Source organism: Pseudomonas sp. MT92 (assembly GCF_058792515.1).
Genome location: NZ_JBXAFA010000028.1, coordinates 1 through 13,903, shown reverse-complemented (window position 1 = coordinate 13,903; position 13,903 = coordinate 1). Strand labels below are relative to the sequence as shown.

15 protein-coding genes and 2 pseudogenes are annotated in these 13,903 nt (G+C 59.0%); 10 read left to right on the top strand and 7 right to left on the bottom strand.

Annotated features, from left to right (window positions below):
• Window positions 1-31 precede the first annotated feature (31 nt).
• Window positions 32-2,986, top strand: coding sequence for a DUF748 domain-containing protein (locus AC1Q6D_RS31780; RefSeq protein WP_103406798.1), 2,955 nt, complete (start codon window positions 32-34; stop codon window positions 2,984-2,986).
• Between the two features lie 189 nt (window positions 2,987-3,175).
• Here the strand turns inward: AC1Q6D_RS31780 and AC1Q6D_RS31775 are convergent, their stop codons facing one another.
• Both AC1Q6D_RS31775 and AC1Q6D_RS31770 read right to left on the bottom strand, forming a co-directional pair.
• Window positions 3,176-3,529, bottom strand: coding sequence for a BON domain-containing protein (locus tag AC1Q6D_RS31775; protein WP_103406797.1), 354 nt, complete (start codon window positions 3,527-3,529; stop codon window positions 3,176-3,178).
• A 307-nt stretch (window positions 3,530-3,836) separates the two neighbouring features.
• Entirely contained in the window at window positions 3,837-4,256 is a 420-nt protein-coding gene (locus tag AC1Q6D_RS31770) for a pilin (RefSeq protein WP_103406796.1), read from the bottom strand.
• A 259-nt stretch (window positions 4,257-4,515) separates the two neighbouring features.
• Between AC1Q6D_RS31770 and AC1Q6D_RS31765 the strand changes: the two are divergent.
• From AC1Q6D_RS31765 to yacG, 5 genes and pseudogenes are all read left to right on the top strand, one after another.
• A pseudogene (locus tag AC1Q6D_RS31765) lies at window positions 4,516-4,724 on the top strand (type IV-A pilus assembly ATPase PilB); the annotation flags it as partial.
• Between the two features lies 1 nt (window position 4,725).
• Window positions 4,726-5,943 carry a type II secretion system F family protein gene (locus AC1Q6D_RS31760; RefSeq protein WP_103406795.1) on the top strand — a complete coding sequence of 406 codons (1,218 nt, stop codon included), beginning with the start codon at window positions 4,726-4,728 and terminating at the stop codon, window positions 5,941-5,943.
• A gap of 1 nt (window position 5,944) precedes the next feature.
• Window positions 5,945-6,817 carry a prepilin peptidase gene (locus tag AC1Q6D_RS31755; RefSeq protein ID WP_103406794.1) on the top strand — a complete coding sequence of 291 codons (873 nt, stop codon included), beginning with the start codon at window positions 5,945-5,947 and terminating at the stop codon, window positions 6,815-6,817.
• Window positions 6,814-7,437 carry a dephospho-CoA kinase gene (gene coaE, locus AC1Q6D_RS31750; RefSeq protein WP_103406793.1) on the top strand — a complete coding sequence of 208 codons (624 nt, stop codon included), beginning with the start codon at window positions 6,814-6,816 and terminating at the stop codon, window positions 7,435-7,437. Before AC1Q6D_RS31755 ends, coaE begins: the two co-directional genes overlap by 4 nt.
• Window positions 7,434-7,634 carry a DNA gyrase inhibitor YacG gene (gene yacG / locus AC1Q6D_RS31745; RefSeq protein ID WP_103406792.1) on the top strand — a complete coding sequence of 67 codons (201 nt, stop codon included), beginning with the start codon at window positions 7,434-7,436 and terminating at the stop codon, window positions 7,632-7,634. The genes coaE and yacG overlap by 4 nt, the downstream gene beginning before the upstream one ends.
• A 9-nt stretch (window positions 7,635-7,643) precedes the next feature.
• Here yacG and AC1Q6D_RS31740 read toward each other — a convergent pair whose 3' ends face one another.
• The 3 genes from AC1Q6D_RS31740 to AC1Q6D_RS31730 all read right to left on the bottom strand — a co-directional run bounded on the left by AC1Q6D_RS31740 (window position 7,644) and on the right by AC1Q6D_RS31730 (window position 9,076).
• Window positions 7,644-7,859, bottom strand: coding sequence for a hypothetical protein (locus AC1Q6D_RS31740; protein WP_047533370.1), 216 nt, complete (start codon window positions 7,857-7,859; stop codon window positions 7,644-7,646).
• Window positions 7,860-7,922: 63 nt separating this feature from the next.
• Complete coding sequence (locus tag AC1Q6D_RS31735) at window positions 7,923-8,612, bottom strand: energy-coupling factor ABC transporter permease (protein WP_103406791.1); 690 nt, start codon at window positions 8,610-8,612, stop codon at window positions 7,923-7,925.
• A complete protein-coding gene (locus tag AC1Q6D_RS31730; RefSeq protein ID WP_103406802.1) occupies window positions 8,609-9,076 on the bottom strand; it encodes an FAD/FMN-containing dehydrogenase in 468 nt (155 codons plus the stop codon). The genes AC1Q6D_RS31735 and AC1Q6D_RS31730 overlap by 4 nt, the downstream gene beginning before the upstream one ends.
• Window positions 9,077-9,203: 127 nt before the next feature.
• Here AC1Q6D_RS31730 and AC1Q6D_RS31725 point away from each other — a divergent pair, with 127 nt between their 5' ends.
• The 4 genes from AC1Q6D_RS31725 to AC1Q6D_RS31710 all read left to right on the top strand — a co-directional run bounded on the left by AC1Q6D_RS31725 (window position 9,204) and on the right by AC1Q6D_RS31710 (window position 11,997).
• Entirely contained in the window at window positions 9,204-9,830 is a 627-nt protein-coding gene (locus AC1Q6D_RS31725) for a DUF1780 domain-containing protein (RefSeq protein ID WP_047533376.1), read from the top strand.
• Complete coding sequence (locus tag AC1Q6D_RS31720) at window positions 9,827-10,354, top strand: MOSC domain-containing protein (RefSeq protein ID WP_103406790.1); 528 nt, start codon at window positions 9,827-9,829, stop codon at window positions 10,352-10,354. The genes AC1Q6D_RS31725 and AC1Q6D_RS31720 overlap by 4 nt, the downstream gene beginning before the upstream one ends.
• 54 nt (window positions 10,355-10,408) lie before the next feature.
• Entirely contained in the window at window positions 10,409-10,582 is a 174-nt protein-coding gene (locus AC1Q6D_RS31715) for a DUF3094 family protein (protein WP_047533382.1), read from the top strand.
• Window positions 10,583-10,698: 116 nt separating this feature from the next.
• Window positions 10,699-11,997 carry an NAD(P)/FAD-dependent oxidoreductase gene (locus AC1Q6D_RS31710; protein WP_047533385.1) on the top strand — a complete coding sequence of 433 codons (1,299 nt, stop codon included), beginning with the start codon at window positions 10,699-10,701 and terminating at the stop codon, window positions 11,995-11,997.
• 58 nt (window positions 11,998-12,055) lie between these two features.
• Here AC1Q6D_RS31710 and AC1Q6D_RS31705 read toward each other — a convergent pair whose 3' ends face one another.
• Window positions 12,056-12,919: a methyl-accepting chemotaxis protein gene (locus tag AC1Q6D_RS31705; protein WP_371919944.1), complete on the bottom strand. Its 864-nt coding sequence runs from the start codon at window positions 12,917-12,919 to the stop codon at window positions 12,056-12,058.
• Window positions 12,911-13,681, bottom strand: a pseudogene (locus AC1Q6D_RS31700) (MCP four helix bundle domain-containing protein); the annotation flags it as partial. The gene AC1Q6D_RS31705 and the pseudogene AC1Q6D_RS31700, both read right to left, overlap by 9 nt.
• Window positions 13,682-13,903 lie beyond the last annotated feature (222 nt).

Genomic DNA, 13,903 nt, shown 5'->3' with positions numbered 1-13,903 from the left:
GCCATACTCCAAGGCACTCCGATTCAGACAGATGAAGCCACACATGTACAAAGGATTGATTCGCGCCATTGGCGCCTTGTTGACTGCTCTGGCGCTCTACAGTCTGCTGGGGTTTCTGATTTTACCGGGCATCGCCCTGCGTATTGCCAACCAGCAACTGGCCAACTACGCCACGATGCCCGCCACTCTCCAGCGGATCGAACTCAACCCGTTCAGCCTTGAAGTGACACTTTGGGGCTTGAGTATCGGCGAGCCCGGCAAGGAGCAGATCGGCTTCGAACGCCTGTACGCCAACCTGCAACTCGATAGCCTCTGGACCAAGACGCTGCATCTGTCCGATATCGAACTGGAAAAATCCAAGACCGAGATCCTCTTCGGCAAGGACGGCAAACTCAACCTGCTCGGGTTGTTCAAACTGCCACAGAGCGAACCGAAACCCGCCGATCCCGATGCAAAACCGTTCCCGCTGCGCATAGACCGGATCAATCTGGCCGGTGGTGTCGTGCACTTCAAGGATGAGCGCCCCAGCGAACCCATCGAATTTATCTACGACAAGCTCGATTTCGAGCTTAAACACCTCAGCACCCGGCCCGAAGACAGTGCCGACATGACATTGGTCGCAATCGGCCCGGGCGGCGGACAGGTCGACTGGACGGGTAACTTCAGCCTGATCCCGATTGCCTCCGAAGGTAAGCTGAAAATCACTGACGGCAAGATGAAATCCTTCTGGCCCTACGTGCGCGACGCAGTGCCCCTGGACCTGGAAAGCGGTGTGGTCAATATCAGCACCGACTACAAACTCAACCTGTCCAAGCAGACCGAGTTGCTGCTGAGCAATGTCGCGGTCAGCGTTGCGCCCTTCTCCATCAAGGCGCCGGATGGACGGCCACTGGTGAAGCTTGAGCGACTGGACATCAGCGATACCACCGTGGACCTGGCCAAACAGCAGGTGGTGGTCGGCAAGATCCGCAGCCGTAAACTGGAAACCTGGGCGGCACTGGAGGCTGATGGCCAACTCGATTGGCAGAAGCTGTTCGCCAGCCAGCCATCCAAACCCGCCGCCAAGGCCAAGGCTGAACCGGCCAGCACGCCGGCGGCAGCCGATTCACCCAAGCCCGCCCCTGCTCCACCGAGCAAACCGTGGCAGGTCCTGCTCAACGACGTGCAACTGCGTGACTATCAGGTGCATCTGGCCGACCGCAAGGCACAACCCGCCGTCGCGCTGGAATTGGGACCATTGAATCTCGACCTTCAGAAGTTCGACAGTCTCAATGGCTCGCCTTTTACGCTCAAGCTCGACACGGGCGTAGGCAAACAAGGCAAGCTTTTGGCAGACGGGGAGGTCAATCTGGCCCCGATCAGCGCCAGGCTCAATGTCCAGACCAAGGACATCGACCTGCGGGTCGCCCAGTCCTACATCACGCCATTCATACGCCTGGAACTGCGCAGCGGCATGCTCGGCAGCGATCTGGCGGTCAACCTGAAAAGCACCGAACCCTTGGCCTTCAGCGTTACCGGGCGCGCCCAGGTTGATCAGCTGCATACGCTCGACACCCTGAAAACCCGCGATTTTCTCAAATGGCAGCAGGTCATGGTCGAAGGCCTGAACTATCAACACGGTGATAGCCTCTCGATCGACAGAATCAACCTGATGCAGCCCTATGTGCGATTCATGATCAACGATGACCGCACCACCAACATCGATGATCTGCTGATCCCGCAACCGGCCGATTCCGGCGCCAGGACTGCTGCCGCCAAACCTGCCGCCAGCAAGGACAAGCCACTGGGTATTCATATCGGTGGGATTGCCATCAATGACGGTTCGGCCAACTTCGCCGACTTCAGCCTGACGCCGAACTTCGCGACCGCCATCCAACAACTCAACGGGCAGATCGGCACCATCGACAGCCGCCAGGCCAAACCCGCCAGTGTCGACGTCAAGGGCAAGGTCGACCGCTATGCGCCGGTGACCATCAAGGGTGCGGTCAATCCGTTCGACCCGATGGCCAGCCTCGACATCGCCACCAGCTTCAAACGTGTGGAGCTGACCACGCTGACACCCTACTCCGGCAAGTTCGCCGGTTACCGTATCCGCAAGGGCCGACTCAATCTTGACCTGCATTACCTGATCACCAAAGGCCAGCTAAAAGCCGAGAACAAAGTGGTGGTCGAACAACTGCAACTGGGCGAAAAAGTCGACAGCCCCGACGCCGTGAGCCTGCCGCTGAAACTGGCGATAGCCTTGCTCAAGGACGTCGATGGCAAGATTTCCATCGAACTGCCGGTCACCGGCGACCTCAATAACCCGCAGTTCAGCGTCATGCCGATCGTCTGGCAGACCTTGCGCAACCTGATCGTGAAAGCGGCGGCGGCTCCCTTCAAACTGATCGGCGGGCTGGTCAGCGGCGGTGGCTCGGAAGACCTGGGCAGTGTGTCTTTTGCACCTGGTTCAAGCGACCTGAGCAAGGACGCCGAAGCCGCTTTGGTCAAACTGTCCAACGCGCTCAAAGAGCGTCCGGCCCTGCGTCTGGAGATCGAAGGCACGGCGGCGCAAAGCAGCGACGGCCCATTGATCGCCGAACAACGCCTGGAACGGGAATACCAGTACAACTACTACAAAATGCTCCAGCGCCGCGGCGACAAAGTGCCCGCCCAGGCTTCGATGCTGGTGGTGCCGGACAACGAGAAGGGCCCGCTGCTGGAAGGGATCTACCGCACTCGCCTGAAGACCCAGCCACCCGCCGAATGGAAGGACCTGGGCAAGGAGGAACGCACGGCTAAGATGCGCGCCGACGTGATCAAATTCTGGAGTACCAGCGACGTGCTATTGCGTCAGCTGGGGCAGGATCGCGCCAGCAGCATCAAGGATTATCTGGTCGACAAGGGTCAACTCGCCGATGACCGCGTGTACTTTATCGATGCCCAACTGGGCGAAGCGGAAAAGGACGGCAAGGTCGTTACACCACTGCATCTGGACGCCGAGTGAAGCAAAGACAACGCAAGAACCGATCTCCCGTTCGTTTGCGACGCCACAATAGAACAGGCCCCGACACGAGTGCCGGGGCCTGTAATGGCCACATCCGTATGGCCGTTCGCATGAACTCCTCAGAGGCGACAGGCGTATAACTCGGCCCGCCTGCCGCGCCTTCTCCCAGTCCAGGCGAGAAGTCGTGCCTTATTCGGCTTTCAGGCCGTCAGCGGAGACCGCTTTGACGCCTTTGATTTTTTTGGTGATCGCCACGGCAGTGGCTTTCTGAGCGTCAGTCACCGCAACGGTGGATGACAGAGACACGACACCCTTATTGGTTTCAACTTTGATGTCGGTGCCAGGGATGCCTTTTTCGGTGAGCAGGTCACTTTTGACTTTGGTCGTAATCCAGGTATCGGAAGTAGCTTCCTCGGCTTTGGTCATCTCACCGGCCGCCAGCATCATGGGTGCCGGGGTGGCTTGAGTCTGTGCAAATGCAGCATTGGCCATGGTCAGGGTCAGCGCGGTAACAGTGGCGGCAGCGATAGCGAACTTCTTCATACGAGTAACTCCTGTTTTTCTGGAAAGTCTGCTGGATTTCTTTTCAGCAGGGTTACCAGAGAGAGTGCGAACGCTGTGCCAACTTTGAAACCGATAATAAATTTATATAAATCAATAACTTAGGAAAATTGCCATTTTCCGGAATCATGCAAAATGCATGACTTTGAAAATCTCTACATGCAAGTTGCGGGTTTTGCCGCAGGCCTAAGGCCATGAATTAACGCAGTTTTTCTTCAAGCCTCATTTGCTGTGAAGCCGGACAAAAAATACCCCGCGAACGGCGGGGTATTGGCAATCAGCTCATGGATCAGACTTTCGGGGCAACGCCCGTGCAACCTTTGGGCGCGTAGTCCTGATCGACTGTGGTGGCGCACGTCCACCCCGTCAGCGTTCGCGCCAAGGTAATGGTTTTATTCAGCACGGGGCCCGGTGCATTCACAAGGGTGCAGGCAATAGTGCCCGTGCCATCCGCAGCACTACCGGTCGCTGTCATTGTGCAGTTAGAGGTGACCGGTGTCCCGGTTACCTTAGCCAGATCCGGATCGTCGCCTTGATTGATGACGTCTTCGAACGGCACCTTCAAGGCCGAAATCTCAGCCAGCCCCGCCGTCACCTTGGCCCGCGCCTGGTATTTGGAGTACGCAGGAATGGCGAACGTCGCCAGAATCCCGATGATTGCGACCACTATCAGTAGCTCGATCAGGGTAAAGCCTCTTTGTTTGTGCATTGACAGCCTCCGTGCATGAGTCGAAATCTCATGATCTGAAGCTGTCGCAGCACAGCCCATGCCAGGCCCCGCGCGCCCTGTTGGCGGGGTGCACGACCGCCACAACACCCTTTCCCACCCCCAGGATCCGCACTATCTGACAGTTTTTGTCACCTCATCCCGGGTGTTGTGGTTCCTCCCTTTGACTAGGCTGTAAGTCGTGCGGCGGGTACTTCAATGCATGAAATCGCCTTTTACGATCTGGCCAGGCAATCGGCCCCGGTCGGCGAATATTCCCCGCGAGGCCCAGCTCAAGAAAGGTATTCCCGAGGAACGCATCGGCACATTCACGATCTATGAGCCAGTCGGGTGCGAACACTGCAACGACAGCGACAAGGGGTGAGCGGGGATTCAGGAAGTGGTGAATGACCACGGCGGATCATGCCAGAAGGCAACTCACTGCAAATCGAAGGGTCACCAAGGACAGAACATGGCGGTCAAAGCAGCAAAAATCAGTGTGTATGCCTGGGAAGGCACTGATCGCAAAGGCACCCGAATAACCGGCGAGCTGAGCGGACATAACCCGGCACTGATCAAGGCGCAGTTACGCAAGCAAGGCATCACCCCCGGCAAGGTTCGCAGGAAAACCCCCTCGCTGCTCAACCTGGGCAACCACATCAAGGCCCGGGACATTGCCCTGTTCACCCGGCAAATGGCAACCATGATGAAAGCCGGGGTGCCGCTACTGCAGTCGTTCGACATCATCGGCGAAGGCTTCGATAACCCGGCCATGCGCGCGCTGGTGGACGAGGTGAAACAGGACGTCGCGGCGGGCAACAGCTTTGCTGCGGCCCTGCGCAAAAAGCCCCGGTATTTCGATGAGCTGTACTGCAATCTGGTGGACGCCGGCGAACAGGCCGGGGCGCTGGATACGCTGCTGGAACGGGTGGCGACTTATAAGGAAAAGAGCGAAAGCCTCAAGGCCAAGATCAGGAAAGCCATGACCTACCCGCTGATGGTGGTGTTCGTCGCGATGATCGTCACCGGGATTCTTCTGGTCAAAGTGGTGCCGCAATTCCAGTCGGTATTCCAGGGATTCGGAGCCGAGTTGCCCGCCTTCACTGTGATGGTCATTGGCTTGTCGCGGTTCATGCAGGACGCGTGGTGGATGGTGCTCGGGGTACTGATCGCAGGGGCGTTCGCCATGCGCCATGCCTTCAGGACGTCCCAGGCTTTTCGCGACCGAATGGACGCCGGGTTGTTGAAACTGCCGCTGGTGGGCACCTTGATGTACAAATCCGCCGTGGCCCGTTTCGCCCGTACGCTGGCGACCACGTTCGCCGCCGGTGTGCCGCTGGTGGAAGCTCTGGAGTCAGTGGCGGGCGCGACCGGCAACATTGTGTTCAAGCGCGCAGTGCAGCGGATCAAGCAGGACGTTTCGACGGGCATGCAGCTGAGTTTCGCCATGCGCACTTCGGGCATCTTTCCGAACATGGCCATCCAGATGACCGCCATTGGCGAGGAGTCTGGTGCGCTGGACGGTATGCTCGAGAAGGTCGCGGGTTTCTACGAAGACGAAGTCGATAACATGGTCGATAATCTGACCAGCCTGATGGAACCGTTCATCATGGTGGTGCTGGGCGTTATCGTCGGTGGCCTGGTCGTCGCGATGTACCTGCCCATCTTCCAACTCGGCTCAGCGATCTGATATGCCCTTGAACGAAATTCTCACCCACTACCCGCTAGCCTTTGTCGTCATCACCGGGGTGATCGGCCTGCTGGTCGGCAGCTTTCTTAACGTGCTGATCTGGCGCCTGCCGAAAATGCTCGAGCGCGAGTGGCGCCTGCAGGCCCATGACATTCTCGGGCTGCCCGGCGAAACACCGCTGCCGACCTACAACCTGCTGCTGCCCCATTCCCAGTGCCCGCACTGCGGTCACCGGATTCGGGCCTGGGAAAATATTCCGCTGCTCAGTTTCCTGCTGCTGCGCGGACGCTGCTCGTCTTGCACGACACCGATCAGCAAACGATACCCATTGACCGAACTCGCCTGCGGCCTGTTGTCGGCGTTCATTGCCTGGCACTTCGGTTTCGGCTGGCCAGCCGGCATGACCCTGCTACTGACGTGGGGCCTGCTGGCCATGAGCCTGATCGACGTTGAACATCAATTGTTGCCGGACGTGCTGGTGCTGCCGCTGATGTGGCTGGGGCTGATCGTCAACAGCCTCGGCCTGTTCTCGCCGTTGCAGGATGCATTGTGGGGCGCGATCACCGGCTATATGGCGCTGTGGTCGGTGTTTTGGTTGTTCAAACTGATCACCGGCAAGGAAGGCATGGGCCATGGCGATTTCAAATTGCTGGCGATGTTTGGCGCCTGGGGTGGCTGGCAAATATTACCGCTGACCATCCTCCTCTCCTCCCTGGCGGGTGCCGTGATTGGCTTGATTATCCTGCGCCTGCGCAAGGCAAAAACCTCGACCCCCATCCCCTTCGGGCCCTATCTGGCCATTGCTGGCTGGATTGCCTTGCTCTGGGGTGTTCAAATAACCGACTTCTATTGGCAGTTTGTCGGTTTGAAATGAATACCCCTGTGGAAAAACCCTGGATTCTCGGCCTAACCGGCGGCATCGGCAGCGGAAAAAGCGCGGCGGCCCAACATTTCATCGACCTCGGCGTGCATGTGGTCGATGCCGATCATGCCGCCCGTTGGGTGGTCGAACCGGGGCGGCCGGCGCTGGCGAAGATCGCCGAACACTTCGGCACGGATGTGTTACTCGCCGACGGGCAACTGGACCGCGCCGCGCTGCGCAAACGGATCTTCGAGGTGCCGGAAGAACGTCGCTGGCTCGAAGCGTTGCTGCATCCGCTGATCGCCGAGGAAATCGCTCGACATCTGGCGCTGGCAAAATCGCCTTATGCGATTCTGGTTTCGCCGCTGCTGATCGAGTCCGGGCAGTACGCCATGACCCAACGGGTGCTGGTGATCGATGTCCCTGAACAACTACAGATCGAACGCACACTGCGGCGTGACCAGACGAGCGAGCAGCAGGTCCAGGCGATCCTCAAGGCCCAATCGAGCCGCCAGGATCGCCTGAAACACGCCAACGACGTGGTGGTCAACGACCGCGACCTCGCCTGGCTGCACAGCGAGGTTGAACGCCTGCATCACTTTTACCTTACTTTGCGTGGAGGCCAGTCATGAGCCAAACCCCAACCGTCGAATGCCCGACTTGCGGAGCCCCTGTCGAATGGAGTCCCGAAAGCAAATTCCGCCCGTTCTGTTCGGACCGTTGCAAACTGATCGACCTGGGGGCCTGGGCGTCGGAAGAACACAAGATTCCCGTGCCCCCCGATGCCGAGGACGAGTTGTTCAGCGGCGACTTCGATCCGCGTCACTGATGCCCGTCGTCAGGGCCGCATGAAGCCGTAGTCCTGACCGTCGTCGAGGTTTTCCGCCAGGAAATGCAACTCGTCGGCCAGATCTTCCGCACTGCGGACGGCCTTGCTCTGCTGCACCACGGCACTGAGCAAGGCGCGCAGGCTCAACCCAGGATCAAATCCTTCCGCTTGCGCCGAATCCAGACTCTGGCGCAATTCCTGCCTTGCCCACTCATAAACACTCATGACGAAACTCCTGAAGGTTTTGCCGAGCATGAGATCGCCAGCGCTTTCAGGGTTTGATGTGAATCAAGACTTCGGATCGTCGTCCTTCCAGGGCGCCGAAAGGTAGCGCGTGCGGTTGAAGGTCTCCAGCCATTCCGGGCAGAACACCACCAGAGCACTGACCACCATGCCGTTGATAAAGGCCTCGGGAAAAATCAGCAACCACAGGTAACCGACAAAATCCTCCAGCCAGTACGGCATCTCAAAACGCTCGTCGAACCACAGCAGCCACAGCGCCAGCAGCAGACACAGCAACGCCGACAGTGCCGCCGCAAAAAATCCGGAAACGAAGATATACACAAAGGGATTTCGTGGCTGCGCGCGCTCCACCAGGATCGCGCAGCATTCGGTCACCAGCACCGGCAACAGAATCAACAACGCGCCGTTGACCCCGACCGCCATCAAATCCTGTCGCCCGAGCGACACCAGCCCCAACTGCGCCACCAGTCCGCCGATGATCGCCAGCGGCCAATCCAGCAACAGCGTTACCGCTGTCATGCCAATGAAGTGATAGGACACGCCGGTATCGAAATCCCGCCGCACCAACCACAACATGAACAACGCGAACACCGTACCGAACAGCAGATGCTGGCGACGGCTGTCAGTGAACAGCTCAACCCATGGCGCACGCCAGATCGCCCAGAGCAACACCGGCACATAAATCAGCCAGCCGACTGTCAGACTCTGAGATGACAGCAGCTCGGCGCCAATCATGGGCGAGACGTCTCCAGCGCCTCACGCAACTGTGCAGCCGTGGCGTACTCGTGTTGCGCCACCAACTGGCCATCCTTGAGCTGTAACCACAGCACGCTATCCACAGCACCGGGATACTTCGGTGCAACGCGGCCATCGCGGTCCAGCATGACCCGGTAGGAATAATCGCGCATGGCCGGCACGGCGAACATTTTGGCGATCAGCCGTGGCATGCGCTCGATATCCGCGAGAAATACTGCATGACGGGCCTCCAGATAGCCTTTGGGCTGGCCCTGCAACGCAGCATTGACCAACTTGGCGCCTTCCATGCTGCGCGCCACCAGCAGCGTCTGAGTGCGATTGTCGAGGGTAAAGGCCTGATCGAACTGATCAAGCAGCGTCCATGGCGCCAGTCGCTCACCCACTTCCAGCGCATGGGCCCACAGTGGTAAAAGCCCGAGCAGTAACACTGACCAATACTTCACATTCAATTCCTCGCTCAATCGCATGGGTAGTGGCCAGCAGTTTACACCGGCGCTTCCCGGTGCCCAGTGACGCTGTTTACCGCTTAACGCTTTCTGCTTGTCGCAATTGAACGCTAAGCTTGGGCCTATGGATGACTCAGATTACTTACGCTTGCTGACCATCGCGGCCGAGCAAGCCAACGCGTTCCTGTCCAATGCCCGCAAATGGGAGCGTGAGCGTTGGGTCTGCCAGCGCCTGCTGCAAGGCTTGAACATTCCCTATCGTGCCGACGAATTCGCCCCGGCAGGCGAACCGCCGGACGTGTTGTTTCGCGATGCCAGCTTCGAGGTGTTCTTCGTCCTCGACGAAGGCCGGCGCCTCAACGACGAATGGCGCGATGAGCTGCAACGCCGCCGCAGCGCATTCTCCCTGAGCCAACTGGTACGGCGCGAGGCCAAGCCGCGGCGCATCCCGGCCAACGAATTCTTGCTGCGACTGGCGCCGACCTTGCGCAAAAAAGCGCATAACTACAAAGAACGCGGCATGGATCTGGGCGACCTGGACATCATCGCCTTCGCCAGCCTCAAGCGCGAAGTGCTGGACCTCAACAGCCATTTCCCGCCGCCTACCGAATACCTGCGCCAAGGCTGGCGCTCGTTGTCATTGGTCGGCCCGACTTTCGCCCGCGTGCTCTTCGCGCATCCGGATGCACCGGACTTCCTGCGCAGCAACCTGGGGCGCAGCATCGTTTTCGACGTCGGGATCAGTCTGTGAGCCCATTGCAGGAACTGATCGCTGATGTCCCGCAAATCGGTCGCGTACGCTGGATTGGCGTGCGCCCGCAACCTCATGTGCCGATGATCGAACTGGAAGCCGTGGAAGCGCGACTGGAGGCTGGCTTGACCGGTGATCGAGCCCGGCCAGGCGTACGCAATGCGCGACAAGTGACGTTGATCCAATGGGAGCATCTGGCGGTGATCAGTTCGCTGATGGGCCGCCCGCACGATAAACCGGTGCTGCCTGATGAGTTACGGCGCAATCTCGTTATCAGCGGTATCAACCTGTTCAGCCTCAAGGGGCGTCGCTTCAGAATTGGCCAGGCGATTTTCGAAACCACTGGCTGGTGCCAGCCGTGCGCACGCCTGCAAAACAACCTCGGCCCCGGGACCTTTCAAGCCGTTCGCGGACATGGCGGAATCACCGCCCGAGTGTTACAAAGTGGAATCATTCGCCTGAACGATACGGTGAGCGTCGAGCCCATTCCGGACAGCGGCTATGCTCCGTTCAACGTTCGTTAAATCGACTTGTAACCTCTCCGCGATCAGCAACGTCTACCCCTGACGAGGCCCGATATGACCAGCCGCCTGAACCCCGACGACCAGAAGCATGTCGAAGAGTACCTGCATCTGTCCCAGCACCGAGTCGAGCGCCGGCCCTTCCGGCCGTGGATGCTCCTTGTGCTGGTGTTGGCAGTGACCATTGGTCTTGGCCTTTTGAGCCGACTTATCAGTTACCTGACGCTATGAGCCGCCGAGGGTCTGTTGACGTTTGATGACGAACCGCGTCGTCTTCAAACGTCAACAGACCCTCATGCTCGCTCGGTTGACTGCACCGATTTCCTTTAGCCTTGTGAGATATCCCCATGACCCATCGTATTGTCATCGCTGGCGGCGGCGCCGGCGGTCTGGAGTTGGCTACCCGTCTGGGTAAGACTCTGGGTAAACGCGGCATCGCCAGTGTCATGCTGGTTGACGCGAACCTGACCCACATCTGGAAACCGCTGTTGCACGAGGTGGCAGCCGGTTCCCTGAACTCCTCCGAAGATGAACTCAACTATGTTGCCCAGGCCAAATGGAACCACTTCGAGTTCCAGCTGGGACGCATGAGCGGGCTCGATCGCGCACAAAAGAAAATCCAGTTGGCCGCCACTTATGACGAGGCCGGCCTTGAGCTGGTTCCGGCGCGGGAAGTGGCTTACGACTCGCTGGTGATTTCCGTCGGCAGCACCACCAACGATTTCGGCACCCAGGGCGCAGCCCAGCATTGCCTGTTCCTCGACACCCGCAAACAGGCCGAGCGCTTCCACCAGCAATTGCTCAACCACTACCTGCGTGCCCATGCCGGGCAGACCGACAAGGTCGAACAGATCAGCGTTGCCATCGTCGGCGCCGGTGCCACCGGGGTCGAACTGGCCGCCGAACTGCACAATGCCGCCCACGAACTGGCGGCCTATGGCCTGGACCGGATCAAACCGGAAAACATGCACATCACCCTGATCGAAGCGGGGCCACGGGTTCTGCCTGCGCTGCCGGAGCGAATCGGCGGGCCTGTGCATAAAACCCTGGAGAAACTCGGGGTCAATGTCATGACCAACGCAGCGGTCAGCGAAGTGACGGCAGACAGCCTGATCACCACCGATGGCAACGTGATCAAGGCCAGCCTGAAAGTCTGGGCCGCAGGGATTCGCGCACCGGGTTTCCTCAAGGACATCGATGGCCTGGAAACCAACCGCATCAATCAGCTGCAAGTGCTGCCGACCCTGCAAACCACCCGTGACGAAAATATCTTCGCCTTCGGTGACTGTGCGGCCTGCCCGCAACCGGGTACCGACCGCAACGTGCCGCCGCGCGCGCAAGCCGCGCATCAACAGGCGTCATTGTTGGCCAAGTCGCTGAAACTGCGGATTGAAGGCAAGGCATTGCCTGAATACAAGTACACCGACTACGGCTCGCTGATCTCGCTGTCGCGTTTTTCTGCTGTGGGTAACTTGATGGGCAACCTCACTGGCAGCGTGATGCTCGAAGGTTGGCTGGCGCGGATGTTTTACGTGTCTTTGTATCGCATGCACCAGATGGCGCTGTACGGGCCGTTCCGCACGGCAATGTTGATGCTGGGCAGTAAGATCGGGCGTGGCACCGAGCCACGGCTCAAGTTGCACTGATACCGCCCGACCCCTGTGGGAGCGAGCAGGCTCACTCCCACTGTTTTATCCGAGAACATTACACCCGGAAGCGCCGCACCATCCCCTGCAGGGCATTCGCCAACTGCGACAGCTCATGGCTCGATGCACTGGTCTGATCGGCCCCGGCGGCCGAACGCACAGACAGGTCACGGATATTCACCAGGTTGCGATCGACCTCGCGCGCCACTTGGGCCTGTTCCTCGGCTGCACTGGCGATCACCAGGTTTCGCTCGTGAATCTGATGCACCGACGCCGTGATGGTTTGCAGCGCCTCACCTGCCTTCTCGGCCAGCAACAACGTGCTGGCGGCACGGGAGGTGCTGGCGTTCATGGCCTCCAGGGCCAGGCTCGAACCGTTGCGCATACCCTGCACCATTTGTTCGATTTCCTGGGTCGATTGCTGCGTGCGATAGGCCAGCGCGCGTACTTCATCGGCCACCACCGCAAACCCGCGACCACTCTCACCCGCGCGCGCGGCTTCAATCGCAGCATTGAGCGCCAGCAAGTTGGTTTGTTCGGCAATGGCGCGAATCACATCCAGCACCTTGCCGATATCCTGGGATTGGTTGGCCAGCGATTGCACCAGCTCACCGGTGCTCTGCACGTCGTCGGCCAGTGCACTGATCGAACTGGCGGTTTCGCTGACCCTCTCCTGCCCTTGATGCGCGGACTCACTGGACTGGCGAGTGGCATCGGACGTGGAGACTGCGTTGCGCGCGACCTCTTCCACGGCAATGGTCATTTCATTGACCGCCGTGGCCGCTTGCTCAATCTCGTTGTTCTGTTGCTGCAGGCCCTGAGTGCTATCGAGGGTCACGGCGCTCAATTCATCGGCCGCCGTGGCCAATTGCGTGGCCGACCCGCTGATGCCATGCAGGGTTTCCCGCAGGTTTTGCTGCATGGTCGCCAACGCTTTGAGCAAACGACTGACTTCGTCATTGCCATGGGTTTCGATCGGACGGGTCAGATCGCCCTGAGCCACATGTTCTGCAGCGCTCACCGCTTCACTCAATGGACGCACGATGCTGCGTGTCAGCAACATCGCCAGGCCAACCGTGGCCAATGCCGCGAGGGCGATGAATACGCTCACGATGGTGCGTGAAGTGTCGTAGTGGTCTTTGGACTTGTCGCTTTCCGCCGCGACTTGTTTGGCGAACAGCTCAGCCAGATCACTGAGCTGTTTGCCAGAACCGTCGACCACGGTCTTCATGTCCACCAGCAACAATTTGGTCAGTTCGTCGCGACGCCCCTGTTCAGCCAGCGTGAACGATTGGGCAATGCCAGTGCGATAGGCCGCGAAGGTACTTTTGAACTGCTCGTACAGCGCCTTGCCTTCAGCCGTGGTAACCAGCTTGTCGTAGGCGGCAATCTTTTCGCTCAGCTCCTTGTCGCGGGTATCCATTTGGCCGCGGTATTGCGCAATGTTCTTCGGGTCCTGATCCAGGGCCATCCGCAGGGAAATCGTGCGAATGCGCAGCATGATCTCGCGAATCTCGTCACCGCCACGAATACTCGGTAGCCATTGTTTCTCCACCGCCACTTCACTCTCGCGGATGCTCGACATTTGCCCCAGTGCAAATATCCCGAGCAGCGCCACAAGCACCGCAATCAAGGCGAAACCCAACGCAGCACGGGGGGCAATATTCAACTGTCGAAGAAACATAACGAGTGCCTTTCTTGTTGTGGGCTTGAGCGGGGGGCTGTGCCCCGACAGCTCGTTATCGGCAAGTTGTACGATGACTTGAAGCAAAGTGTTTTTTTTGCAGACAAAAAAAATCCCCGTATCTTTCGATACGAGGATTTTTAATATGGTCGGGGTAAGGGGATTCGAACTCCTGACATCCTGCTCCCAAAGCAGGCGCGCTACCGGACTGCGCTATACCCC

Coding starts and splice junctions, on each gene's coding strand:
- AC1Q6D_RS31780 (WP_103406798.1), top strand. CDS start 32: ATGAAGCCACACATGTACAAAGGATTGATTCGCGCCATTGGCGCCTTG.
- AC1Q6D_RS31775 (WP_103406797.1), bottom strand. CDS start 3,529: ATGAAGAAGTTCGCTATCGCTGCCGCCACTGTTACCGCGCTGACCCTG.
- AC1Q6D_RS31770 (WP_103406796.1), bottom strand. CDS start 4,256: ATGCACAAACAAAGAGGCTTTACCCTGATCGAGCTACTGATAGTGGTC.
- AC1Q6D_RS31760 (WP_103406795.1), top strand. CDS start 4,726: ATGGCGGTCAAAGCAGCAAAAATCAGTGTGTATGCCTGGGAAGGCACT.
- AC1Q6D_RS31755 (WP_103406794.1), top strand. CDS start 5,945: ATGCCCTTGAACGAAATTCTCACCCACTACCCGCTAGCCTTTGTCGTC.
- coaE (WP_103406793.1), top strand. CDS start 6,814: ATGAATACCCCTGTGGAAAAACCCTGGATTCTCGGCCTAACCGGCGGC.
- yacG (WP_103406792.1), top strand. CDS start 7,434: ATGAGCCAAACCCCAACCGTCGAATGCCCGACTTGCGGAGCCCCTGTC.
- AC1Q6D_RS31740 (WP_047533370.1), bottom strand. CDS start 7,859: ATGAGTGTTTATGAGTGGGCAAGGCAGGAATTGCGCCAGAGTCTGGAT.
- AC1Q6D_RS31735 (WP_103406791.1), bottom strand. CDS start 8,612: ATGATTGGCGCCGAGCTGCTGTCATCTCAGAGTCTGACAGTCGGCTGG.
- AC1Q6D_RS31725 (WP_047533376.1), top strand. CDS start 9,204: ATGGATGACTCAGATTACTTACGCTTGCTGACCATCGCGGCCGAGCAA.
- AC1Q6D_RS31715 (WP_047533382.1), top strand. CDS start 10,409: ATGACCAGCCGCCTGAACCCCGACGACCAGAAGCATGTCGAAGAGTAC.
- AC1Q6D_RS31710 (WP_047533385.1), top strand. CDS start 10,699: ATGACCCATCGTATTGTCATCGCTGGCGGCGGCGCCGGCGGTCTGGAG.
- AC1Q6D_RS31705 (WP_371919944.1), bottom strand. CDS start 12,919: ATGCAGCAAAACCTGCGGGAAACCCTGCATGGCATCAGCGGGTCGGCC.